Here is a 26159-nt window from a genome sequence, read left to right as displayed (position 1 = left end):
GATTCACAAAAACATGTGACAGTTGATCAGCTTATTGTATTACGCTTGATACTAGTCACAGCAACAATTAATTCTACCTGATATCGTCGATTTAGACTGAGTTTGAAGCAGATCTTGACCTACAGAGCGGTAATTATAACCTGATGAACGACTCAGTGTCTAACACGTTTGAATATTCGTGTAATTTCTCACCTATGACTCGGATTTCACTTTTCTTTTCACAGAAATCATGGCCGACGCCGATTGTTGTTACCAGTTGCGCGGCGGGCTTTCTGTCGAACGCTGTTAATGGCCGCTTTGGTTGGTCGGTTCGGATCATATTCTGCAAGACGTTGTCGAGTGATCTGTCGTAGAAAATAAATCGAACATTGCCGTACGAATAGAGGCTGAGTCGCCTCTAAACCTGTAGAAAGCTCTCGCAAAAACTTTTGGTCTCTTGGGGCTTTCCCCTGTGCAACTCGAAACCAGGTACGCACTGAAAGCGTTGATTGAGTAACATTACCAGTCATACCAATTTTATTCCAGACTGTCCGCGTCGTCTGATTATCTTGCGCAGCAACTAACCAATTGATGGCTGCAACCCGTTGAACTTCTGACTTTGAAAATGCTGCCCGAGGAACCGAATCAATCGGATCAAGTGAGAAACCGAGATTGGTACTAATCAGAATGTTGCTACCAGATCCAATCGGAGAAGCAGATAAGAGTGCTGTCATTAGATCATCACTTTGATTCATGCGTTCGATAAACGCTTTACTTAACCTCAATGATTTTACTGGACCTTTCAGCCAACGCTGTTTTTGTGTCGCTTTTGAAGGTGTACTAAAACCCTGACCGCTCAATACAACCATCTGGTCTGCCTTCAATAGAATCTCTTGCTGTTCTGAAACCGATATAACATGAACTTCTCCTGAGAAAATAATTAAATCTTTACCATGCTCGTCGCTTTGAATGAGTCCGAACGAAGTACCTTCTTGTTTGGCTTGAACGGTCCATTCCAGTTGCCCCTCTCGGTATCGCAATGTATCACCTGCTTGAAGTTGTGTGAAAGCAACTTTGCCAGAGTGTAATTCCAAATCAATCAACGCGCGCATTGGACCAGATTCGTTATCAGATTGATTTGCTGTATTCGGTTGCCGAACTCCTTGAATGGCTAGCTGAATTTCCGAATTGGCGTCTGCTACAATCTCCCGGCTTGAATGATTAGCCACTGATTCATTTGATCTCAGTTCCACTTTCCCTTGTAGCCAGCTGAATGGCAATGTGCGTACCATGAACTTCTTATTAGCATCAACCACGTTTAAAACACCTTTTTGTGTATTCTGGTTTTTTTTAGAAACACCAGACAGAATTCCTTTCCAGGGTAAGGTGGCATCGGTTCGATAACCGGAAATACCAGCAAGTCGGGTCCAGGCAACTTGCAAATCAACTTTAACAATCGTCTCATCAGGCAAATATTTTCTTGCCATGATCGGTTCTTCGATGTCTTCCTTGTCCATTGAAGGAGTTTTGACAATTGAGTCTGGTGAATTTTGTGGAGAGTCAAGGGATTTCTTTGTTTCAGGACCTTTTGTCAGTTGAGGAGTCGGCTCAGGGACTGGTACAAGGTTAGGATTTTGATCTGTGCTAAGAGAGCGATGATCTCGTACAGGAACGGAATTTTCGGGAGTAGGGTTCTTAGTAATTGACGTGCTCTCGTCGTGATCAACAAATAGCAAATATGCTGGAAGAGCAATGACAACCACTACAATAGCCACAACCACATAGAGCCAGCGTTGACTTGGCTTTAGCTTCACATATTCTATTTGAAAGCGACGTTTTGAATGTGGATATCGCTGAGGTGCATTTATAAATTCCTCTTTTACTTCAAGTTCGACAGGATCAATTAAAGCTAAATTCTGAACCGACTGCTGAGGTGTTTCTATTTCCTGTAAATAGTCCCCGTCAGGATGTTCGAAATCAATGTGATTACATTGCTCCAAAGCAAAATCAAGCATACGTTTTGAAGCCTGCAAAGAATGCTTTGAAAACTTGTTTGTAATGTCAGGATAAGTAGAGTCTAAATGTGCTGACTGATATGCTGAAATCACTTCACGGAGAACCGCTGTATCATTCCAACAAGATGATTCGAATGAGTGCTGTTCTTCAAAACTCATTCTTTCTTCTACAAATGCGGCAACGAGTTCAGAATCAACTAAATCAAATTCTGTTTCCGAAGACCCTGTGGGAGACATTGGTTTTTTATAAAGACTCGAAAGCGTTTTCCAATGTTGCAATAAAACAGAATCGGAAGCCAATTGTTCACGCACTGACATCCCTTCTGCTACGGAAAGGTGGCCTTCCAGTAGCTTGATTAATGTCAGGATGTGAGTGTTTTGCTGATTCATATCTGTTTGTTTCTTGTTCTCACTAACTTTTTCAATCTTTGTTGTGCACGATGCAGTTTAGGACCAACTGCATTTTCTGAAATCCCAAGCACCTGGCCAATCTCCGCATAACTCAACTTCTGATCAAAGTACAACACTAAAACCTGACGATCTGTTTGCTTCAATTGATTCATACAACTCTGAATTTGCACACGCTCATCTGCCTCAACTGGATGAGTCTCCTGCAAAGGCTTATCAGGAATCGTAGCAATATCAAATTGACTGTCATTCGGCTGTATTTTCTTTGCAGTCTGCTGATGATGACGCAAAAAATTCAATGTCGTCCGTCGCGTAATCACTCCCAGCCAGGTGGATAGTTTACTGCGTCCTTGAAACTGACGCAGTCCCCGCATATCACCTTGAAACAACGCCGCCATGACTTCCGCTCCACAATCTTCAACGAGATCTGGTAGCGGATTCATTCCAAACTCACGACAGGTAGAAAGAATTCGACTTATAATCAGCTTATCATAGCGGCTCACAAAATCGCGCCAGGCACACGGATCACGCTTGAGTAATTGCAAGATAAAATGATGCTCTTCCTGAATAACTGATTCGGAATGAGCTTCGGATTGTGCGTTTTTATTTACTTTCTTCTGAGGCACTTGCTGATTTCCAATGGCCTCTTGCTGCCTGACGCTTCGACGTTCCTTCGACGCTTGCCTGACTGGCACATCACTGGGTGGATCGTTTAAAAGAGGAAAATCAGTTGATGTCATAAAGTGATTTTTTCATTTGCCATCAAAACAGCAAAATTCTTCAAATCTATCTGAGTTCCAAAATTGAAATGAATAAAAACCGTGAACCACATTATTCATCATATGTGGTTCACGGACGATTCACAAGAAATTGTATCTCTTCGCTTAGCCTCCTAACGCAATTCGTATCGCATTTTTCTCGCGTTGCAAAGTAGTACGTAAATCCGAAATGGCATCTTCACAAACGTTATTGAGTCGGCGAGCAAGTTGTGGTACCCCCAGTTCCAATAGTTCATCAATACAAGCATTACAAATTCGATTCACACGTTTCGCACAGTTTTCTGTGCGTGTAGTCGCGGACCGAATACATTTCCGAGCCACATCGTGAGCCGCATCTTCTCGTCCCGCAGCCAACAATTGACGGATTTTTCTGACGCACTCTACCGTTTCTTCAGCTGCCGCATTCTGACAACGATCAACAATACCATTGACTTTGCTGACACAACGGGAAGCAAGATCTTCAGGTGAGGTATCAGCAAACGCAGTATCAGTTAAAAACATCAGGCCCACAGCAAAACATAAAGCAAATAAACGATACATTAAATTTATCTCCATGAGGTTCGATTTGTTTGAAATGAGTAAAATTACAGGCCTGTTTGTCTCTATTGTCAGCACTATTTGTGGGAAGAACACGACATTCCGTGCAGCTAAAATCGTATATTTGCGAATTATTTTAAAAAGAAAGCCTTCACCCTGAATCGATGATCAACTAATAAAAAATGCCGCTCAACCAGGATTGAACGGCATTACCTTCCGTATTCTTTCTAAATCAACCGGCTAGTGATCATGGTCATGATCGTGTGCATGAATTTCTCCGTTATAAGACTTACCATCGATTTCTAACACGAGTCGTGCCGTCGCATCGTCTTCATGTAAAAGTTTTTCGAGGGCTTTCTCTTGCGTGCTGAACCGAGAAGATTGCCCCTCAGGATCTGTCGACTCTGGAGAAGCAGCTAGAGTAAACTGTTGCCCTTTGCCATCATGCTTAGCATTGATTAAAAGCCTTTCGGCTTTAATAGATACACTCTTTTTGGCAGTGCCATCTAAAATATAAATCGTGACAGAACCATTTTTTTCATCGTGCACCAACTCAGCATGGTAGGCTTCCTTTCCTAATTCAATCAAAGAACCGTGATGTGGTCCCTCACTGGGATGATCGTGCCCGTGATCGTCCTCTTTCATTGTCACGTCTTCTGGCGCCGCTTCATCAAATGTTTTCCCTTGATCTATGTTGGTATTGCAACCTGCCAACGTAAGATTCACCAGAGTAAGTAGCACAATTGAGAGAGCTGCAAATTTATTTTTCATCAGTCAAATCCTTTTTTCAAAAATGTAATTTCGTTTTTGTTTGTCATAAAACTCTTTGTATATTATGGTCAGTATGCTTCCTGCTAAGCAGATGTGAGAACTTCTTCCTGTTCTTCTATCAATGGAATATCATCCGCACTTTGGGCTACAATTTTGGCTCCCGCTCCTCGTCCAAAAGTCCAGAACAACGCCGGACGAATAAAAAATTCCAGAATCGTACTACTGAGTAAACCTCCAATGATCACGGTTGCCACCGGGTACAATATCTCTTTCCCCGCTTCCCCTTGCGATAATGCCAACGGAACCAAACCAATTCCTGAGGTGAGTGCCGTCATGAGTACGGGCGCCAGTCGCTCTTGACCGGCTCTGGCAATCATCTCACGCGTCCAGGTTTCGCCTTCATACTTCACCAGATGCAAATAATGATTTAACAAGAGAATTCCGTTACGGGATGCAATTCCTCCCAGAGAAATAAATCCCACCATCGCCGCGATTGTAAGTGTTTGACCCGTGATGACCAGCGCAATAACGGAACCAATAAAGGCCATTGGTAGCGCTGCCATCACCTGAAACGAAAAATTCACGGAACGGAACATCGTAAACAGAACTAGAAAAACCCCCAGCATCGATACCAGAAAGAGCGCTGAGATCATACGGGATGCTGTTTGCTGACTCTCAAATTGACCGCTGTATTCCACAAAATAACCAGCCGGCAATGCTTCAATGATCGGAACTTCTTTTGCTTGAATGTCCTTAACGACATCAACCAGACCGCGACCACTCACATTACATTGCACAATAATTCGTTTTTGCACCTTCTCACGGTTGATCGTATTAGGCCCTGAAGAAAACGAAATATCTGCGACAGAAGACAGAGGCGTTGTGCTACCATCTGGTAACTCTATCGAAAGTCGTTTCAGTTTCTGTAGGTCTTCGCGGTATTTCTCATCCATGCGAATTAACAAATCGAAGGTACGCTGACCTTGCAATACTTGAGAAACGACTAAACCATTCATCGCTGTTTCGATATATTCATTCACATACGCACTGGTTAAGCCATACAGTTCCAACTTGTCTCGATTCAATTTAATTTGAAGCTGAGGAATTTCAACCTGCGGTTCCACAAGCACATCAGTCACCCCCGGTACGGATCTCATATTTGCCGCCATTTCACTGGCTGTGTTACGCAAGACCGTAAGATCTTCGCCATAGATTTTGATACCAACTTGAGCTTTCACTCCTGAAATCATATGTGAAATGAGATGCGCCAATGGTTGCTCGACAGAAATCACAATTCCTGGAATGTTTTCCATTGAAGTACGAATATCATCAAGAACCACTTCGCGACTGCGATCCGACTTCGGATCAAAAGTGATGATGAATTCTGAAATATTCACACCTTCTGCGTGTTCATCAAGTTCCGCACGCCCCGTTCTCCGGGAGAAAGCAGCAACACCTTCAATTTTTTTCAGCCGATCCATAACGGTTTCTGAAATTTCGTTCGATTTTCGTAACGATGTCCCTGGAGGCAAAACGACGTTCAGCTGCACAACTCCTTCATTAAAAGGAGGCAAAAAATCTCGTTCCAGCTGAGCAAGCAGTAAAGAGGCAACAAAAACACAAACGATTCCTGCCAACAACAGCGGTTTAGCAAAACGAATGCTGAAACTGATTACAAAACCTGCAATCCATTTTAATAAACGCAACAGAGGTCCATCTTTCGGATGAGCCTGGTCTATTTGGAGAGAATCAGAATTGATCGGAGAACCAAACTTTTTGCCAAGTAACCAATACGAAAGTACGGGCGTTAATGTGAGTGAAACTACAAGTGAAGAAAGAATCGAAACAATATAGGCAACGCCTAAGGGAGCAAACAAACGGCCTTCCATCCCGGATAGAGCAAACAGAGGTAAAAACACTAAAACTACAATCACGGTACCAAATACAATTGAATTTCGAATTTCACAACTTGCCTGGAACACAATCAGCAGGGGTGGTTTCGGATTCTCCTGAAAACGATTTTCCTGTAGTCTGCGAAAGATATTTTCCACATCAACAATCGCATCATCCACGAGCTCACCAATAGCAACTGCTAGTCCTCCTAGCGTCATTGTATTAATCGAAAATCCAAAGACGGAAAATATGATCGCCGTAATCGCGATAGAAAGCGGAATGGCGGTCAATGTGATGAATGTAGTTCGAAAATTCATTAAGAATAGAAACAGAATAATGACGACCAGAATTCCCCCATCCACCAGAGCGTCGATTACATTCTCAATCGAACGATCGATAAATGATTTCTGCGAATAGAGTTCCGGCTGAATGCGAATATCAGCAGGCAAAGACGGTTTTAATTCTTTCAAAGCCCGTAACACATCCTGGGCAACGCGTCGTGTATCAGCGTCAGGTTGTTTATTTACCGTCAGCACTACAGCTGGTCCGCCAGCAAAGGTGCCATCTTCCTGTTTGACGAACGCAGAGCTATCCCCCCGCTTGACCTGAGCTCCTTCTCTGACTTTTGCAACCTGAGAAAGTAAAATCGGACGCCCCTTGCGCGTTGCAATCACAACTTTTTCCAGATCTTTTAGCGTCTGAATTCGTCCCAGTGCGCGCACCAGAAACTCATTGGGACCTTGCTCATCCAGATAGCCGCCTGTCGCGTTCTCATTACTCTGTTCACAAGCCTGCCTAACATCATGCAAAGTGATTCCGTATTTCACTAATGCTTCCGGATTGATAAGCACTTGAAATTGCTTGCGACCACCTCCCATTGTAAATACTTGAGATACACCAGGAATCGTCAACAGTCGCTGTCGCACTACCCAGTCCGCCAAAGTACGGACTTCCAAAGGCGAAGTTTTCTCATCCTCGCTCCACATTCCGATCATCATGATTTGTCCCATGATTGACGAAATCGGAGCCAGCTGAGGTTTAATACCATCAGGTAATTGTTCGGTGACAATTTGCAAACGTTCATTGACAACTTGCCGGTCATTGTAAATGTCGGTTCCCCATTCAAATTCGACATAAATGATAGAAATGCCAACACCAGAAGAACTGCGAACCGTTTGAACTCCGGTTGCACCATTCAATGTGGTCTCCAGCGGAAACGTAATTAACGCTTCCACTTCTTCAGGAGCCATACCCGGCGCTTCTGTCATCACCACAACACGCGGACGATTCAGATTAGGGAAGACGTCGATCCCCATGCTTAACGCCTGCCAGATTCCAAAACCAATCAGGAATAGCGAAAAGGCAAGCGTCAAATGACGCTGTTTCAGTGAGAATCGAATAATTGCATTCAACATATTTCTATTCCGGACTTGGGAAGAAATTTCAAAAATGGATCACCAGCACAGAAGTATTGTTTGATTTTTGATTAATGAGAATGCCCGGCATGCGGGTCAGCACCGCCACCAGCTTTATTTTTCAAAGCCATTTGCAGTTGATGTGCACCAGCGAGCGCGATTTTATCACCCGGAAAAATAGAACCATCATTCTGAATCACAGCCCACAATTGATCCTGATAGAGAATATGTACCGGACGTCGATCAAAGTGATCTCCATTTTCTTGAAACACAAAATGTTCAGCCCCTTCGTTGGCAATAGCTTCAACCGGTAATACAATTTGTTTCTTCCATTCTTCAACAGGAACTCGTAATTGCATTCGTTGACCTGGCTTGAATTGCCATGTGATAAAACGGTTTCCGTTGTCTCTGATATTTTCATGCTCTATCTGATTAGGAAGATTGACAAATACAGAAAATGTGCGTGCATCGGTTTCGATTTGATTGTCAAGATACCTGATTTTGAGATTGTTGATCTGTTTTTTCTCTTTGTCTTTCCCTTCCTGGATTGCTTCTACCGACCATTGATTGACCATACAACGGGTCAACTCAGACTCTTCTTGCTCAAACGCCTGTCCTTTGAGATACAAATCACTGTAGTCAGCTAAAACACACAGCGTATCACCCGCCTGAACAAAATCACCTTTACTGACATTCAATGCTTGTACAATGAATTGTGACTTTGTCGACACAGACGATTGATCTTTCTTTGAGAGAGGATTCACCGAGATTCGTCGAATCTCCTGATTAGGAAGTTGTACTTCGCCGGATTGATCATGCAAAATAGGGACGTAAATCTGATGGGATTTGATCAGATGTCGTGTTTTCACAATTTGATCAACTTGTGCATTACTAAATCCGTGTAACAGCAACGCTTCCCTTTGTGCTTTTAAGATGGCTTCCAGTTTTTCTTTCGCGTATTCTCGTTCGAGTAATACTTTACCAGCGATCACTCCCTGATTCGTGATTTTCCGAATCCGAACAATTTCCTTGTTTTCCACATCAAGTTCGCCGAGTGTCTTGAGAAAAGCCGTCTGTGCTTGCACCAGGTCTTCATGCGTCAATCGAATTTTGAAGAGTTCGCGACCAGGTTGAACGGCTTCACCCGCAATCACATTCACATTCGTTACGATTCCTGTCATGGGAGCTACAATGGTAACTCTGGTTTTTCCTGGGCGTTCTACCACAATCGCAGGAATTGAAATCGTCCGTGTGAAAGATTGCAGTTTCACTGGAATCAGTTTGTCTGAGGTCAGCCCAATATTCTTTCGAGCCTGATCAGATAATTCCAGCGAGCTGGTTTCGTCATGTCCTGGATGATCATGGTCATGCGAATCTTCATCTGCATGATTTTCTGCTGATTTCTCATTTTTCGTTTGGTTATTTTCTAACCCGTTTTTTATTGCGGGTAACCACTGCTGCTGAGAATTCCATAACAGAAACCCCACTGGAATCAGGACAACCAGAGACAGAATCCATTTCCAATTTTGTGTTAGCGTTGAATTATTCATATCAGGCCTCAATCAGACAGCGCATACTTTGAATAAAAAAGTGTGTCATGGGAATCGTAAAGATCAGGATCTGGTTGAAAAGGGCTTGCGCCTTGATAAGTACAATACCAGCGCAACATTCAACCAATATGAAGATCAGAGAAGAGAGGCTCTATAATAACCAGACTGTGGTTTGCGCCTGCGCGCGCACTCCCGGCGCTGTGAATGAAGAAAGAGCGCTGATCTCGAGCATAGAATGAATGTACTGTTTCTCCTGAGAGGAGCATAAAAGATCCGTGGGAGGTAACAGGTCCACCATTTGAGGAGCTTCTTCAAGAACTTTAGCAGGCGCTGATGCTAAATAAGAACAGCGACCTTCCTGACAGGGATCCGATTCCGGGCTGGTGGGAGCCTCATCCGTCGTACCATTAGTTTCTTGATGATCTGCGGCATGCTCATGGTCGTGATGAACGTGTTCTAATTCTGAATGTTCACATAATGCGACAGACTGGCAGGAGCTCTGTTGTCCCGCATGACACTCGTGCGCATGATGCCATCCACACCCCAGTAGGGTATGTGTCAGCATCGAAAGCAACATTAGAATGATGGTGAGAGGTTGGTACATAAAAACCCTTAGGAAAAATAGAACTCTGGTTCAAATAATGTCACTAAACAGAGAATCTGTCAAGATATCTCTTTAATCGAGCAAAATGAGGGCCACAGAACACAGAATTGGAATTTCATCCATAAGTGGTTTTAGATCTTTGTTTTATAGGGGGCTCTACCAAAGATTTAATTAGCGTTCCTGCCAAAGCTGTTGTGATTTTGAATACATTCTGCTCAAACAGACTCTTTGATTTTGGAATCATTGGTCTCTTAAAATTTTCCTGAGAGCTTGACTTGTAAATACGTAAGAAAAGTACGATCCTGCAAAGATCTACAGTTCAAAACTAGCTAAAGGAGTGATTTGTGTCTGCGAAATTTAGTGTATTAATTACTGATCGTGCCTGGCCGGATTGCGAAGTGGAACGCAAACAATTAGCACTCGTCGATGCAGAAGTTATCGAAGCCCCTCCAGGAGCAGACGAACAGACCCTCATCGAATACGCTACCGGAGTTGATGCCATCGCCACATGTTGGGCTCCCGTTACAGAAGCAGTGATTGCAGCGGCACCCCATTGTAAAACGATTGCGCGTTTGGGAATTGGATTGGATAATATTGATGTAAAATACGCCTCTTCCAAAAAGATTCCGGTCACCAATGTTCCCGATTACTGTATCCCGGAAGTCGCCGATCATACAATTGCGTTGATGTTAGCAAGTTTACGAAATGTTGCCTTTTTTCATCACCAGACGAAACAGGGGACCTATAATCTTGCGGCTGCACCAATACCGCGTCGAGTCAGTACATTGACAATAGGAGTCTTTGGCTTCGGCCTGACGGGACAAGCTGTTATAGAGCGTGCACGTGCTTTTGGTATGAACGTAATTGCGAACAATTCATCTGGAAACGACTATGGAACGGGAACCACTATGGTTTCGTTTTCAGATCTGCTAGAGCAAAGTGATGTCATTTCCATTCACGCACCACTAACAGATGCCACCCATCATCAATTTGATGAAAGTGCCTTCGAACAAATGAAGTCAACCGCTTTAATCATCAATACTTCCAGAGGAGGGCTCATTGACTTTTCTGCTTTGAAATTTGCTATTCAAAATGAGCAAATCGCTGGAGCAGCACTGGATGTGTTTGACCCGGAACCACCTGATCTGAATGATCCTTTTTTCAAGGATGAAAGAGTGATTGCCTCTCCCCATGCTGCATTTATTTCACAAGAATCACTGGATGAACTCCGACAACAAGCGGCCCGTCAGGTGGCAGATATCCTTGTGGGGAGGGAAACCACTAATGTCGTAAATGCAACAGCAGTTGAATAATCGCTACCATCCCTACAAAGATGTTGAAAAAGTGCATCATTGAATCAGTGAAACCAAGTAAAACTGCCCGAAAATAAGCTAGGCTAAATGTAGTCCTCGTTTATTTTTAGCTTAAAAAACCAGTTTGAAAGGTTAATGATTCAGGTAAGAATGGATGGACCCCAATCGTAACGCTCCCCAATCTGAAGTAGATGGGAAGGCGCTCGCATCACAATCTGGCACAGATTCTGATGCGATCCGTCACGAAGAGCGTACGCCATCACCTCCCCCAAAAGAGAACTCTCCACCCCAGAACATGGCCGCTTCCGAGGATCAAAAACGAATCAAAGAACTGGAAGCAACACTGCAAGAAAAAGAGCAGTTAATTGCCGTCCTCACCGAACGGCTCTGGCAAGTTGCTGAAGAACTAGGACACAGACATCACAACGACCAAGAATTCGATTCGATCTCTAAAAATTTTGAATCAATCTCGGCGGAAAATCTCCGAGCAAAAGAACAAGTCACAGAATTGGAATTAGCTCTCGAAGAAAAAGAGCAAGTGATTGTGGCTCTTACCGAACGCCTGGAGCAAGTCGCGGAACAGTTGGACCGCAGACACCGCACCGGTGCCGATCGTGGCATGACGATATCCGGTGGTGTTCCGCAGGAAGTGATTGAAGAACAGCAAAAAATCTCGCAAGATTTACATGCTGTCTTAGAGCTATGGCAGGGCATGGAAACGGATGCGTCCCTGTCAAGAATTGAACTGCAAATCTCTGAACTCAAGCAAATCGTTGAAAAAGGATTTGAAGCGGGGCCTGTTGCTGCCAAACCGTCAACTCTGGTCGATTACTTATCATCACCGACCATTGAAAGTTCTCCAGAAGCGACTGTGAGTCAAGTAGAAGAACTACCTTCTGAGCAACTTCAACCAGAAGACCAAACTGCCCGTGTACCGGTTGAAGATGAATCTAACACTGAAAACTCCCCCATAGCCGATAGTGAAGACGCTAGTGGCTGGGAAGCGATGAAGGCAAAATTACTCGCCGGCCAAGGTGTCGATGTCGATACTGATCTCGCGAAAAAAACGATCGTACCATCAACGCCCCCTGAACCGCCTCAGGAAACACCAATAGAATCAACGACACAAAGCCTGAGCGCAAATATAGCTGACTCCAGCCAACGCACTCTTAGTAGTTATAAGCCTCCGTTGCCTCAGGCTCCTGCTGAAATCCAATATGAACAGGCTTCTAACGATCAATTGATTCAAGCCATTAAAGAGCGAGACCAATATATCAGTCAATTGATCAAGAGGGTAAGAGAAGCAGAAACAGCAGTCATTCCAGTGAATTGGGAACAACTCAATAATGCTCCCACAGAGTTACTTGAAAAGCTTCAAGTTTTACACCACGATCTGGAACATAACCTCGGATTGGCTGAAGTGGAAATCTCAATTGAGCGTGCCCGGCTATCCCGAACAGAATCAATGCTTCAAAATCGTGAAGAACAAATACGCAAAAAAGAAAAACAAATGGGTCTGAATTTAGAACGAGAAGAAGAAAAAATTGACGATGACGAGATGGACGACGACCGGAAAAAAAGTTGGCTCGGCTTTCTCAACTAAAGCAACTTCATCAAATCTTAACATAACACTTCTCTCCTGGCTCGGACAAAAATAAGCTGGTAATCTTAGCATTCGTATCAGTTCTATTACATTTCTGTAATTCAAACATAGTGCTCTGAACACTATATATTTCTATCCTCACTCCCACACAGCTTGAAAATAATCTTGCTCGATCTCACTATTCAGCGTATTGAAGCTTATCTCTTCCTGTTCAATTGATATTTGTAAGCAGACGATTCTCTTCGATTCTTGATAAATTATGGAATGTCAGTCATGATGACGTTCCATGAAACAGAAGTAGGCCTGCGTCAAAAATTTAATCGATCCAATAAAGATTCCATTTATAATTATTCAGCTCATTTTTTAAACGATTTGCAGGAGACTTCTTTTGAACGATCCGTTGCCTGAGCAACCAGCCCCCCCATTGATGTTATCGCTGATGCTCCTTGTTTCGGGTAGTTGCGCGCTGGTTTTTCAAGTGGTTTGGATACGTGAGCTACGTCTTGTATTCGGAGCCACAACCGCTTCTTCTGCTGCCGTCCTGGCGATTTTCATGGCAGGATTAGGTTTAGGAAATTGGCTCTTTGGCAGGCGTATTGATAATTCACTGCTTCCTCTTCGACTCTACGGGTTGCTTGAAGTGGGAATCGCATTGTCTGCGGGACTCAGTCCATTTCTAATTGATTTCGTTCGATACTTTTATGTCGAAGTCGGTGGACAATCGGTCCTCGGCCCCGAACTGGCCACTCTACTTCGACTCCTGGCAGCGGCCCTCATACTTTCCATTCCCACTATCATGATGGGAGGTACGCTACCTGCTGCAGCGCGTGCTGTGTCAATTGATGCAGATCAGAACCGACGCAGCGTTGCCTTTCTTTATGGATTGAATACGTTCGGTGCCGTTATTGGGGCAGGTCTGGCAAATTTTATGCTCTTGGAAGCATTTGGAAATCGCACCGTATTATGGTCAGCTTGCGGATTAAACCTTCTGCTTGCAGCCACCGCATTACGGTTATCTAAAAATTTGTCATCGGTTCCACATAAGCAGACCAAACAGCAAACAAAGGAACTCTCACAGTCGTCCCCCCTCAAACAAGAACCAAGTCGAATCGGAGTCGTCTGTGTTTCAGCTGGAATCGTTGGATTTGTATTCTTTCTTATGGAAATTGTCTGGTATCGGATGCTGGGCCCTTTACTTGGCGGAACAACATATACCTTCGGTCTGATTCTTTGTATCGCACTGTTGGGTATCGGGGTCGGCGGGGCACTGTATGGAATTGTAGCACGTTATCTGAAACCATCACTCCCGTTTTTAGCAGCAATCTGTGCCGTGGAAGCTTTGTTAATTGCGATCCCCTTCTGGTATGGAGATCAAATTGCGTTCTGGGTATTACACCAGCAAAGTGAATTCGTCGCATCTTTTGGAGATCAGATTTGGAATTGGTTTCAAGTAGGTGCCTTTGTCATTTTTCCAGCGTCACTGGTGGCTGGTTTTCAATTTCCCTTACTGATTGCAATCGCTGGAAAAGGACGAGAGAACATAGGAAAACATGTCGGCTGGACTTTTGCTTCTAATACATTAGGCGCGATTTCTGGTTCCATTGCCGGTGGTTTTTTTCTACTCCCGATCATGACTGCACCGGGTCTTTGGCGATTCGCCATCTGTTTACTGATTTGCTTGGCTGTAGTGATAACTGTTTTCAGCCATCGATGGAAAAGTCCCTTTGTGATAATCACAGGTACTGCATCTCTCTTTGCGATCCTCGGAATTGCTGGAACAGGTCCATCCGCGGTCTGGCGTCATTCCGGTATCGGGGCAAACCGAGCAAAAATCGATGGTACCGGGCGCAATGCAGAACAAAATTTCGCAAATACCAAAAAACGCCAATGTATTTGGCAGGCCGAAGGGCGGGAATCGAGTGTCGCCATAACGGCCACGGACAGCCTTGCCTTTATCGTGAATGGAAAAAGTGATGGCAATGCCTATGGCGACGCAGGCACACAAATTGGACTCGGGCTGATTGGCCCGCTTTTACATAAATCTCCAAAGAGGGGATTGGTTATAGGTCTGGGAACGGGTGAGTCTGCGGGCTGGATGGCTGATGTAGAAGAGATCAATACGGTCGATGTTGTTGAACTGGAACCAGCAGTTTTGCAAATGTCCGAACGTTGTGCCCAGGTCAATCGCAATGCTTTGGAAAACCCAAAGCTTCAGGTGCACTTTAACGACGCCCGCGAATATTTACTGACTGTGAAAGCACAATACGACATCATTGTATCTGAACCTTCAAACCCGTACCGAGCGGGAATCGCGAATCTTTATACGCGCGAATTTTACGAATCTGTTTCATCAAAGCTCAACGAGAATGGATTATTTCTGCAATGGGTCCAGGGGTATGAAGTTGATGACCACACCGTGATGATCGTACTCCAGACAATACGATCAGTATTTCCGAACATTCAAATCTGGCGAACGAAGGCGAGAGATATGGTTGTCGTTTGTGGTAAATCAGAATCAGCATTCCAGCAAGACATCGAAGTACTTCGGAAGCGGTTCACTGAAAAAACAATACGAGAGGGCCTCAAGCTTGGTTGGCGTGTTAGTGACATTGAGGGCATCCTCGCGCACTATGTCTGCGGTGATACTACGATTGACAAGCTTTTGAAGGAACGTGCTGATCTGCTTAATCAAGATGATCAAAATTTTCTCGAATATGCATTTGCAAAGACAGTCGGCAAGACAACACGATTTTCGATAGAAGATCTGCATCTACTGGCAATGAAACTTGATGATAACTCTCCTGTTTCCTCAGATGAATTAAATAGTGAAACCATTGCACAACGCAGGCTAGCCATGCATTTGCATTTAGGTGGATCGATTCCAATAGTAAAACATCTTTCAGAAACTCAACGGAATCGAGCTGGAGCTTATAATCTGTATTTGATGAAACGCTACTCAGAAGCTGCCGAACGATTTAAGGAAGTCGAAATCGATAAAAGCTGTTCCATTGAGTTAATGGTATATGCACACTCACTTGCCGAAGCAGGGCTCCCAATCCCTGAGGACATTATGGAGATACTCAATCAAAATAACAAAACGGAAGCCGCTGCAATAAATGCCATCGCATACTTTCAACAACGCCAGTTCGATCTTGCTCTTCAAATGATTTTGGCTGCTTTTCAGAGATTACAAACGAATCCTTGGGGAAGTCCGTTACTGTTAGATTCCGTTCTGAGGAAAGCGGTGGCTTTATCCGATATCGATGACAGAACAGCTTTACCAATCTACCAACATCTAAATCAACCGTTTTCTATGTATCGCCTCGAAAACAAACGACTCATTGTGCGCTACATTATCTCAGAGAAGCTAGAGGCAGAGCATATCATAGAATCACTAAAAGCACTGGAACCACATGTTCCATGGAAGGGATGGTTACTCGAAACTCGAGCCAAAGCCTACGCCGCCGAACAGCACCCACTCGTTAAGCAGGCTAAAAAGGAGTTGAAACAGTTTCGCAACTGGAACAATTAAATGTCGGTTTGGGACACAGTTAATGAAACTGTTAATGAGAATGAGCAGTCAAACATTACGATTTCAAGCTAAGTTCAGTGAATTCATTCTTCACACTAATGCTCGCTACCTGCCGCTCTGGATTTTTTGGAGTACATCTTCCACCAAGTTGTTTTAAGCTCCAATTCCCTCTCTCCTGGCCTGAGAAAATGTAGAGCGAGAAAAAAAGGCGTGTGAAATAACCTTAGTATTTTATCTCATAACCTCATTGTTGCTACTTAGGTTTGATGTGAGAATATTTACTTCTTACACAAATAGTTCCATCTTCTTTTGTGCAAAGTCATTTCTCATTTAACGTTTAACGAGGACATAAATACCTTGGACTCTTTCCCCTGTATTTCTGCCTCTCTTAGAAATGATTCAATTCGCGTATTTTGATTTTCTCTAGAAATCAGTTGACATTTTTGCATAACTCTCTGTAAACTCAGTAATTAATCATGTGTATATTAATGAACTCATGTATTAATATTATTAAGATATTCCGTTTACCAACAGAAAATCTAATCTGTATTACCTACAGAGTGACAGATCACATCTCTGATTCATTATCGGCTTACATATAAAGTACTTCTTAAATATTGATTTGCCATTTAGGGCAATTTTTTTGCTATCGATACGGACTTTTCTCATTTATTTTTTAAAAAGGAAAAGAGACATGAATCTGAAGCATCAGCGGAAACGAGGGTTTACTCTTATCGAACTACTAGTGGTCATTGCCATCATTGCAATTCTGATCGCATTACTACTACCTGCGGTGCAACAGGCACGTGAAGCGGCCAGACGTTCAAGCTGTAAAAATAATCTGAAACAACTTGGACTGGCATTACACAACTATCATGAAACGCATCGTGTATTTCCATTTTCAACTGTCTGCCGTGTGAATGCAGCTGCGACAGCTCCAGGAAGCACAAGTGGCTCAAGACAGGGATGGTTCCATATGATTCTTCCGTTTGTCGATCAGGCCCCGCTCTATAATCAAATTACTCCCCGTATTCAGGCAAACCAGTTTCCCGGAGGCTGGCCAGAAGCCACGACACGCGTTGCAATGTTCAGCTGTCCTTCCGATCCTAAAGCCGGGAAAATCGGACAACAGGGATTTCATGGAAATTATTTACTCTGTTCAGGCTCAACCGCACAAGGAGCACAAAGCACTTATCCGAGATTGAATGGCATGTTCTATAATCTCTCCAGTACAAAAATGCGTGATGTTGTTGACGGTATGTCAACGACGATTATGGGAAGCGAAATCAATATCGCCGAAGACTCACTTCCAGCTTCAGGACCAGGCAATGTAGTCTGCGGTGGTACACATGATCTACGTGGACGTTATCACAACAGTTACCACAACGGTGGTTTGACATTTACGACGATCCGACCCCCGAATACACCTACAGGCGATGTTGCACAATATTGCAACGGTACTGAAGACGCCCCCTGCCGTGCCTGTTCAGGTGAAAATAATGAAATTCATGCACGAAGCCGCCATGAAGGAGGTGTTCATGCTCTGATGGGCGATGGTGCTGTTCGCTTTGTTTCTGAAAACATCGATACGACTCTCTTCCAGGCACTGGGAACTCGTGAAGGAAAAGAGACGATCGGAGAATTCTAATCTCTTCTTAATTCAAGAGCTGCCTGTGGTCCAGTTCTGATTGTGACCTCAGGCAGTGTCTGTATCTCCATTTTAATTCATGAACTATATCAAAAGACTGATCGAGGCGCGCTTGCCTCATAATTCAAAGGAGCGATCATGCGAGGGCCTACTTTCGGATTACAACTAATCTGTTACACAATTCTTCTTCTCATAATCACGGGGTGTGGCGGTACATCAGATGCTCCTCAGCAAGTCAAGGTAGAAGGAACCGTAACCTTCGATGGAGAACCACTGTCTACAGGTAGCATTGTTTTTGATCCCAGTGATGGAAAGGGAGGCTCTTCTGCCGGTGGCATTGAAAATGGTAAATTTCAATTCGACAGCCAGCTTGGCAAGAAAAAAGTACTTATCTCAGCAACACGTGAGACTGGAGAAAAAGACCAGTACGACGAGCCCGTTACAGAATCCTATATTCCAAAACAATATAACTCAGAAACGACATTAATAGCCGAAGTGAAACCGGATGGTGAAAACAAATTCGAATTCGCGCTCAAATCGAAATAAGTAACGATTCAGTAAAACAGCCTCGTTCTTCAGATTACGAGGCTGTTTTACTTTTCACTTCAGACAGATGTTTTATGCTTGATTGCATGTGATGCAATATTTTTGAAGTTCCAGAAACGAAGCCTTAATCTCATTCACCAGATTCTCAGCCGACTTAGCCTCAGCTAACTGTTCCCCTATTATCACATCACAATTAAAAGGAACTAACAGGGCCTCTCCTCGAGGTAAAGCCCTGCCAAGTCCATGCATCATTACCGGTGTTACTTTGGTATCGGTCCTGCCATGCACAATATGGTAGATGCCTCTTTTGATTTCACTCAATTCTTCGGGATTTCCACGACTCCCTTCCGGAAACAGAATGAGGATATCACCATTATCCATCGCTTTATGGCAGCCAGCAAACAATTCACTTTTTCGCTGTCGACCCGTTCGATTAATTGGAATGATGCCAATACACTTAAGCGCAAACCAAGCAAGAAATCGATTCTTGAGAAAATAATCTGCGGCTGCCACAGGTCGGACTTTATGTAATTTGGCTAAAGGATAAAGACTCATCAAAACCAGTGTATCGAGATGGCTGTTATGGTTTGCCGCAATCATTGCCGGCCCACGCTGAGGCAAATTCTGTTTTCCTCTCAGGTTCAAGCCAAGCACGATAATCACGATCGGCCTGACAATGACAGCAAAAAACAGGATTTTGAGAACTCGATCCATTTTCTAGCCTGTATCCAGGTTTATTGTAACGTCTCCAGAACCATTTGAATCCAGCATAATAATGTTGAAACCGTTATGGTTAATTTAGACGCATTCTAGTAGTTCACATAGTAAAGGAAATGAAAAAATAAGGGAGAGGTAAAAATCAAACTATCACAGCGATCCAAGATCCCACCATGACCGGGTATCAGGCTCCCACTATCTTTGATTTCCAGATCACGTTTGATAGAAGAGATCACAACATCCCCGATAAAACCAGAGACGCTGATAAGTAAACCCGCCAGTAGACTGAATCGAAATGTCATTGGTGTCAGGAATGGACCGACAAAACCAGAAACGAGTCCAATCGTTAGCACTCCACCTAAAAAACCTTCCCAGGTCTTGTTGGGACTGACTTTGGGAATAATCTTGTGTTTACCTAGCAGCTTGCCCCAGATGTATTGGCAGACATCATTAAACTGTGTCATGAAGAGTAAAAAGATCACGAGCCCCATGCTGCCCGCTTCAATATTTTTCACCGGTAACACCAGCAAATAGGCGATATGACTGAGACAGAAGACTGTCAGCATCACAGCCCAGTGAATGATACCTGCGGAATGGATAAATCCCTTGGTTTCTCCAATCAATACCATTCTCATTGGTAACAACAAAAAGATATAGACCGGGATAAAGACAATAAACATTCCATACCAGCCAATACTGACGAGATAATATTGAATCGGAATCGAAAGGTATGCCCAAAACAGAACGCGTCTATCTGCCTGCCGTGTCGGTACGATTGAGAAAAATTCTTTTAATGCCAGGAAACTGATAAAGGCAAATAGAATAATCGTCGTTGTTTGACTTACGACCAAGCAGACAAATAAAATACCAATCATCCACCACCAGGACTGAATGCGTTGTCGTAATTCCGTAAAATCTTTCTCAGCCTTGATTCGGGCAAGAATTAAGCGGCAGATTGTTGCGATCAACAGTAACCCCAAGACAAACAGCATTGCATACAACGAATGTTTTGGAATATCCCACATGGTTATGCTTCCAGAAATCGATAGGCAGAAATCGTTCGGCGAATGCAGGTGATCACACAACCGAGGGAAATTAAGGTGAGAGCAATCAATAATGTATAATCGGTCTGCCGGAACACGATTTCCAATGCCGCAAAGATACAGGCAAATGTCAGCACGGCCATACGATGTTGTTTGGCCATCGGCCCTTTGAAATCAACGGGAGCCCCAATACTGGCACTTAAAGTCCGAATGTAAGCTGTCATCACAGCCAAAAGACCGGCACACCAGCCCAGCTCACCACCATAGCTGACGACATGTATTGCGTAGCCAGCACAAACCAAAATCAAAGGGTCGGCCACGCGGTCGGGAATATCGTTAAACAATTCCCCCGATTTAGTGCTCTTTCCACCTTCAACGGCAACCATCCCATCAAATAGATTACAGAGTAATCGACATTGAATAAACAAACCGGCCAGAATCAATAACCACCAATACTGATATCGAGCAAAAAGTAAAAAGCAACCGGCAGAAAACGCGGCGAAGACAACACTGGTGACGGAAATTTGATTAGGAGTAATTTTTTTGCCGCTTAAATAGCGCGCAAACGTATTCACAATTTTGACATCCCGCACCTTGAGTGGACGTCTGGCATTCAGATCACTCATATTGTTGATTTCTCTGCTGATGAATCTTGAGTAACTTAAAGGACGTGTAGAAACAAAAAGAAAAAGCGACGGTCAATGCGGGAAATATCGTATAAAACACACGTGGAGTTCCCATTAATAGATGCAAATTTACCAAACACAGACTGGTAAAACTGATCACTACAATGGCAGGCAATAAAACCTTGGTTACCGGATTTCGAAACTGGTGAAACAGAAACGTAACTGCATGCACCATAAATAAGGTAATCAAAAAACTGGCTGTTCCCTGAGTTAACGCCGAGACCACTCCTGATTTTGCAGAACTGGCTGAGTTAATATAGTAAGCCCAACCACCCCACAGCACAAACGCGAGCAAAGCCGAGAACAAATTAAAAATCCGAGAAGTTCGAACGCTCTGTTTCATTGGTTCTTGGGAGTTTAACAAGTTTTGTAACTAGATTTATGGCACAAATAGCACTATTGCTACCATCGACACAGATTCATAATCCTGTAGTCATTTGTTTTAAATAAAGAATTATCAAAACAATAACTGGAATCGTCATAAAAACAATCCCCACCCCCAAAATCGTTTTCTCATCACTTTTGGGGAAACCTTTGAACTCAAATAATTTCCCATCATTTACAACGAGATACCAATACCGTCCCCAGATATATAATAAGAATACCGAGAGAAAAACAGACACAACAGAATGGAAAAAATCGTAGTTTTGCATCTTGGCGAATCTTCACTGGGAAAAGACAAACAAATCCAAACACCTTTTATTTAAATCGGACTTATGATCGAAATAATATTGATTTGTTTCTAATCGTTCAATCTATCGCTCATTGGAAACTTCAGTATGAGATATCTTAATTCTTTCAACTAATAAACCTACTGCAGATTGCCCGAAATTATCTCCTCTAACAGGAGTTCGAATAAAAAAACAAATCGTTTTATCTGTTCCAATCGACTCGGAATATTTGAATTTGACGATGTACTGATTGTTAAAGAACCAAGAGTTTATTGGAATATAGAAACTTTTCAGTTCTTCGATGGTTCTCAGAGCGATTTTTTCTGTTTTGCCGTTAACCTTAAACAGTATGCTTTTGTCATCAACCCAGACACTATCGGCAAAGCTTGCTACAAAATAACGGAATAAAAAATATAGAACTAATCCTGAACATACTCCTAGAATTACTAGCCCCACTTTTTTCAAATCCAAAGGAACCATGGTCAAATTGAATATCAAAATCCAAAAGATGAGGGCGGAGAGCGGTAGCCAAGTCTTCAATAGGAATGTATGAGAGTCGGCAACGATGTATTCCATCCGCTCATACTCTCTAGCTTCATAATTCATGAATATTTCTCGGTGAAATTGAACACTTATCATCTATCCTAAGAGCCCGGAAACCACGAAATTATAAATCAGCAGACAATTAAGAGTCCTCATAATTCGACACTTCGATCAGATTCCCATCAGGATCGCGAAAGTAGGCCGAGACAATTTTCCCGACCGCGCCGGTACGCGTCACAGGACCTTCAATAATATTCACATCTAGGCTTTGCACATGCATGATGGCATCTTCAACTGGGGTATTGATGATAAAGCAGAGATCAGCACTCCCTTCCTTTACATTTCCGGCCTTGGGTTCGAATTCGTTACCTAGTTCGTGCAGGTTGATTTTCTGATTGCCAAATGTCAGAGCAAATCGTCCATCCCCAAACGAGATTTTTTGCATTCCCATCACTGATTCATAAAATTGAATTGTGGCTTCGATATCTTTGACGGTTAAAACCAGATGGTCCAGATGATCAACTTCCATGACGTCTCCCGTTTTGTAATAGGTAGTAACTCAGTTAAAAAATTTTATGACGTATCCATACATTGGGTTCGATATAGAGTCCCTGCTCTTTTTCCAGATCAATGGATACCGGATTGAGTGCTCCCGGAATGATGAAGGACCCCGAGCCGGGAAAATCCAAATTTGTCCATGCTTTCCATTCGGAAATTGTTCCTGGAATTGTCATAGACTTAGAGCACGTTTTAATGATTTCTCCCCCCGCTTTCGCGTGCACTCTCAGCCAGTTATCAAATGGTAAATTGTTTTCATTTTGCCATTTAATATAATTTTCCATCTGTATGAGTGGATAATGATGTTTGTCGCTAGGCCGAACCGCAATGATTAAATTGTTGAATTCTTTTTTGCGTGCTAAGTTCGCCATTTCTTTTACGGCGAGAGCGCTCAAACCTTTCCCCTGATAATTTTTATTGACAACAATCTGCACTCCCATCAAGAGATTCGGCTTGAGCCCCTCCTGAAATGTGGTAATCGAATTCTTGACACCCCAGTCCCATCCTTCGTCCGGAAGCTCATGCATACTCTTATCAAAGTGAATTGGAACAGTGTTTATGACCGCAAGGATATCATCTCTCTCCATCATTAATAATTGATAATCCTTAAATGCTTCGATAAATTGCATCCAATAAGCATCTGCGACAGGACTATGCAGCATAAATTCAGGCCAGACTTCACAACAGACTTTATCCTGTGTTTCAAATAAATCATACCGTTCTGTTAATGAAACAATTTTATAGTTCATAAGAGGACTACGTAATTTCTAAATTTTGATTCTATTTAACAGAACTGACTCTGATTGATTTCTATGAATCTGCACTAATGCAAATGTGACGAAACGAGAGACGCAATTTTTGTATGGTGATCCGACCAGGCATCCCAAACGAAATCGGCCCACTTCTTGACTCGCAAGATGTGTTCTTCCATCGTACTTGCCAGCGCAATATCGAAAGCTGTCAACGGACCAGTGGATTGTGGAGGTACATAATAGGGCCAGTGTTGAATATGATTTGCAAGCCGTTGAAGTAAACGGGGAATCTGTGTCTGAGGTATTCCGAGATTGTATGCTGCATGCAGACCAGCAAGATGAATCGTTATCGACTTATTCTTATGGGAACCACCTGCATGCTGAAGTGCATAGGCATCAACCGTCATCTGATGAATCTGTCCAAAGATAATCGCGTTACTGAATTGAGTTCCCAGAACTTCGCTATAAATACTCCAGCACTCGGGAGAACAGTGGTAATATCCGTCATAGGCTGCCGCTGTATTGGCAGGCATTCGAAGTCGGCAACCGGGGCACTGACGCTCTTTGTAAGGCGTCTTAGTAGATTTTGGAACTAAGAGCCCTTTCTGTTTTGCCATCTCATGATCATTCTAAAGTCAATAATATTAAATACTTGCTGAATTTCGATCTTATTAAGACTCTGTACTAACATCCCAGGTTTTCACCTTGATTCCACAATTCGACCGCGCGCTCCACAAATTCATCAATACGCGTCTCAGAGAGAGACACCGATTTTTTGAATCGGATGCACCCTTTTCCCACATCAATCCCTTCGAGCAAGCTACCGTCAGGGTCGATTTTTTTCGCATCTCCTACATAAAGGCTGACATAATGTTTCTGTGCATTAAGATGAAACAGAGGACCTCTGCGATCACCGTAACTCAGCATTTTATGTTGGATCCCCTCATCAAAAATTGGGGCTTTTAATTGTATGATTGCTCGGAGGTTCGAAAGTGTTTCTCGCCGCCAATCATCATCCAGCATTTCCATGTATTCAGCAGGCGTTTTTGCATCATATTGCATGTTGGATTACCTCGACATACGAATGAAAATCGAATATAAAGACCAGTTTATTTCTGAAAGCGAAACGAGTACAAATCACATTCCTTCATCACGAGCCGCAGGCGAACCGGCCGACCGGCAAGTGATGCCAGGTTTCGATCTCCGTTCCAGCCTACTGCACCTTCGATCTCATCGCCAATCACAGGTAAGCAATCTTGGAGCGTGAATCCTGGAATTGGCGTTCCATCGACTTGCTGAATCTCAAGTCGTATACTGCCCGCTGCACTAGTACTAAAATTGAGAAACAGTTGGCGACCTGAAAAAATGAATGGTTTCGTTAATAATTCACCTTCATCTGAGCCGGCGCTGACCGAGACAAATCCATCCGTTCGCAAAACATAACGATCACCGCTCCGATGATAGATTGACATCTCGGCAAAACCTGTGGGAACAACATTCAACGCCACATAATTCGCTCGATTTTGCCACTGTTTGGGATCGAGTCCAGGTCGAATAAAAGCATGTGTGAAAAGCCGGTCATATTTTGTAGCCCCCGCACGTGCTGCCATGAAAAGAATATCGGTAGCATTGACATCTTGCTTGTCGTACTCAGGAGCATCGCCTCTCCCAGGAACGAATCGTGTAGGCAATGCAATATAGATATGCGGAGCGCGGAAGTAAGGTTGCGTCTGATTTGTATAAAGATGCTCTCCCGGTAAGTTGGGATTCATCGCAACCGGTTTACTCCAGTTCTCAAAGTCTGGGGATGTAGACCGGCTGATACTTCTTAATCGCTCGGGATCCGTCCAAGTCCGAAAATAACAAACATATGACTGTTCTGCTTCCGACCAGAAAGCGACATTCGCTGAATCAAATGCATGACGCCACTCTGGTTGATAGGGAATGACTTCGTTTTTCCTCGTCCAATGGATGCCATCTGCAGATACAAAAGCAAATAGTCCCCTGCCCGCTTCTTTGAGCCCTCGCTTGTCTCCAGGTCCCGGATAGCCGGCTAACGCCTTGAAACGCTCACTTGGCTTGACACCAGGATGTGTATCAAGAAAAGGGATGAAATTTGTCAGAAAAGGAGGCTGCTTTGCGAGAATCACATTATTCTCGCGCGTCCCATTTACTACATGTAATCCCAAACTCGGAAACTCCCATTCATGTCCATCACGACTTTCTGCGTAATGCACGGTTTCACCAGCATGCCCGGTGTGGATTTTTCCTTGAAAACTCTTGTCAGACCCACGCCAATACGCTCGATAAAGGTCACCATCCTTGATGACCGTTACCATATGACGCACAGGCAGCGGAGACTTGGGCCGTGGTGTTTTAACGGGTTTATGTAGTTTGAGTTTTGTTTGGTGCATCTTGTCAATCAAATGTTTATCAACAAAAAGCTCTCTCCTGCTTCCAATTTCAATTGGTTCTCCACAGACAGAGACATTGACCATGAGCACTAAGAGAATTGCAATACAAAAAAACGTGTTACCTGCGAGACGATTTTTCATTCGAACTGAATTCCCTATCAAACACAGATTTCAATTAGTAG

General features: G+C 43.4%; 22 protein-coding genes. 5 read left to right on the top strand and 17 right to left on the bottom strand.

Annotated elements, in window-relative coordinates; genetic code table 11:
* Positions 1–227 precede the first annotated feature (227 nt).
* The 7 genes from V144x_RS08775 to V144x_RS08745 form a co-directional block, all read right to left on the bottom strand.
* Positions 228–2384, bottom strand: coding sequence for a hypothetical protein (locus V144x_RS08775; RefSeq protein WP_144984357.1), 2157 nt, complete (start codon positions 2382–2384; stop codon positions 228–230).
* The gene (locus V144x_RS08770) at positions 2381–3142 is read right to left on the bottom strand and encodes an RNA polymerase sigma factor (RefSeq protein ID WP_144984354.1); all 762 of its coding nucleotides are present in this window, start codon (positions 3140–3142) and stop codon (positions 2381–2383) included. Before V144x_RS08770 ends, V144x_RS08775 begins: the two co-directional genes overlap by 4 nt.
* A gap of 144 nt (positions 3143–3286) precedes the next feature.
* The gene (locus V144x_RS08765) at positions 3287–3721 is read right to left on the bottom strand and encodes a hypothetical protein (RefSeq protein ID WP_144984351.1); all 435 of its coding nucleotides are present in this window, start codon (positions 3719–3721) and stop codon (positions 3287–3289) included.
* A gap of 237 nt (positions 3722–3958) precedes the next feature.
* Positions 3959–4489 carry a hypothetical protein gene (locus V144x_RS08760; protein ID WP_144984348.1) on the bottom strand — a complete coding sequence of 177 codons (531 nt, stop codon included), beginning with the start codon at positions 4487–4489 and terminating at the stop codon, positions 3959–3961.
* A gap of 83 nt (positions 4490–4572) precedes the next feature.
* Positions 4573–7797 carry an efflux RND transporter permease subunit gene (locus V144x_RS08755; protein WP_144984345.1) on the bottom strand — a complete coding sequence of 1075 codons (3225 nt, stop codon included), beginning with the start codon at positions 7795–7797 and terminating at the stop codon, positions 4573–4575.
* Positions 7798–7868: 71 nt separating this feature from the next.
* The gene (locus tag V144x_RS08750) at positions 7869–9347 is read right to left on the bottom strand and encodes an efflux RND transporter periplasmic adaptor subunit (RefSeq protein ID WP_232102766.1); all 1479 of its coding nucleotides are present in this window, start codon (positions 9345–9347) and stop codon (positions 7869–7871) included.
* A 151-nt stretch (positions 9348–9498) separates the two neighbouring features.
* Positions 9499–9951: a hypothetical protein gene (locus V144x_RS08745; protein ID WP_144984342.1), complete on the bottom strand. Its 453-nt coding sequence runs from the start codon at positions 9949–9951 to the stop codon at positions 9499–9501.
* A 344-nt stretch (positions 9952–10295) separates the two neighbouring features.
* Here V144x_RS08745 and V144x_RS08740 point away from each other — a divergent pair, with 344 nt between their 5' ends.
* The 5 genes from V144x_RS08740 (at position 10296) to V144x_RS08720 (ending at position 18593) form a co-directional block, all read left to right on the top strand.
* Positions 10296–11264, top strand: a complete 969-nt coding sequence (locus V144x_RS08740) for a C-terminal binding protein (protein WP_144984339.1) — start codon at positions 10296–10298, stop codon at positions 11262–11264.
* A 154-nt stretch (positions 11265–11418) separates the two neighbouring features.
* Entirely contained in the window at positions 11419–12867 is a 1449-nt protein-coding gene (locus V144x_RS08735) for a hypothetical protein (RefSeq protein WP_144984336.1), read from the top strand.
* A 388-nt stretch (positions 12868–13255) separates the two neighbouring features.
* Positions 13256–16399, top strand: a complete 3144-nt coding sequence (locus V144x_RS08730; protein ID WP_144984333.1) for a spermidine synthase — start codon at positions 13256–13258, stop codon at positions 16397–16399.
* 694 nt (positions 16400–17093) lie between these two features.
* A complete protein-coding gene (locus tag V144x_RS08725) occupies positions 17094–18047 on the top strand; it encodes a DUF1559 domain-containing protein (protein WP_144984330.1) in 954 nt (317 codons plus the stop codon).
* Between the two features lie 138 nt (positions 18048–18185).
* A complete protein-coding gene (locus tag V144x_RS08720) occupies positions 18186–18593 on the top strand; it encodes a hypothetical protein (protein ID WP_144984327.1) in 408 nt (135 codons plus the stop codon).
* 72 nt (positions 18594–18665) lie between these two features.
* Here V144x_RS08720 and V144x_RS08715 read toward each other — a convergent pair whose 3' ends face one another.
* The 10 genes from V144x_RS08715 to V144x_RS08670 form a co-directional block, all read right to left on the bottom strand.
* On the bottom strand, positions 18666–19307 hold the full coding sequence (locus V144x_RS08715) for a lysophospholipid acyltransferase family protein (protein ID WP_144984324.1): 642 nt from the start codon (positions 19305–19307) through the stop codon (positions 18666–18668).
* A 95-nt stretch (positions 19308–19402) separates the two neighbouring features.
* On the bottom strand, positions 19403–20335 hold the full coding sequence (locus V144x_RS08710; protein ID WP_144984321.1) for a phosphatidate cytidylyltransferase: 933 nt from the start codon (positions 20333–20335) through the stop codon (positions 19403–19405).
* Positions 20336–20337: 2 nt separating this feature from the next.
* Positions 20338–20979: a CDP-alcohol phosphatidyltransferase family protein gene (locus V144x_RS08705; RefSeq protein WP_144984317.1), complete on the bottom strand. Its 642-nt coding sequence runs from the start codon at positions 20977–20979 to the stop codon at positions 20338–20340.
* A complete protein-coding gene (locus V144x_RS08700; RefSeq protein WP_144984314.1) occupies positions 20972–21382 on the bottom strand; it encodes a hypothetical protein in 411 nt (136 codons plus the stop codon). The genes V144x_RS08705 and V144x_RS08700 overlap by 8 nt, the downstream gene beginning before the upstream one ends.
* A 412-nt stretch (positions 21383–21794) precedes the next feature.
* On the bottom strand, positions 21795–22316 hold the full coding sequence (locus V144x_RS08695; protein WP_144984311.1) for a hypothetical protein: 522 nt from the start codon (positions 22314–22316) through the stop codon (positions 21795–21797).
* A 79-nt stretch (positions 22317–22395) separates the two neighbouring features.
* Positions 22396–22782: a VOC family protein gene (locus tag V144x_RS08690; RefSeq protein ID WP_144984308.1), complete on the bottom strand. Its 387-nt coding sequence runs from the start codon at positions 22780–22782 to the stop codon at positions 22396–22398.
* A 34-nt stretch (positions 22783–22816) separates the two neighbouring features.
* Positions 22817–23560 (bottom strand): GNAT family N-acetyltransferase, encoded by a 744-nt coding sequence (locus V144x_RS08685; RefSeq protein WP_144984305.1) that lies wholly within the window; start codon positions 23558–23560, stop codon positions 22817–22819.
* 74 nt (positions 23561–23634) lie between these two features.
* On the bottom strand, positions 23635–24180 hold the full coding sequence (locus tag V144x_RS08680) for a DUF5946 family protein (protein ID WP_144984302.1): 546 nt from the start codon (positions 24178–24180) through the stop codon (positions 23635–23637).
* 67 nt (positions 24181–24247) lie between these two features.
* The gene (locus V144x_RS08675) at positions 24248–24625 is read right to left on the bottom strand and encodes an iron chaperone (protein WP_144984299.1); all 378 of its coding nucleotides are present in this window, start codon (positions 24623–24625) and stop codon (positions 24248–24250) included.
* A 47-nt stretch (positions 24626–24672) separates the two neighbouring features.
* Positions 24673–26118 (bottom strand): hypothetical protein, encoded by a 1446-nt coding sequence (locus V144x_RS08670; protein ID WP_144984296.1) that lies wholly within the window; start codon positions 26116–26118, stop codon positions 24673–24675.
* Positions 26119–26159: the final 41 nt, after the last annotated feature.

The sequence above is a fragment of the Gimesia aquarii genome (assembly GCF_007748195.1).
GTDB classification, from domain to species: domain Bacteria; phylum Planctomycetota; class Planctomycetia; order Planctomycetales; family Planctomycetaceae; genus Gimesia; species Gimesia aquarii.
The sequence above is the reverse complement of the archived record's forward strand: the minus strand, read 5'-3'. Positions and strand labels throughout refer to the sequence as shown.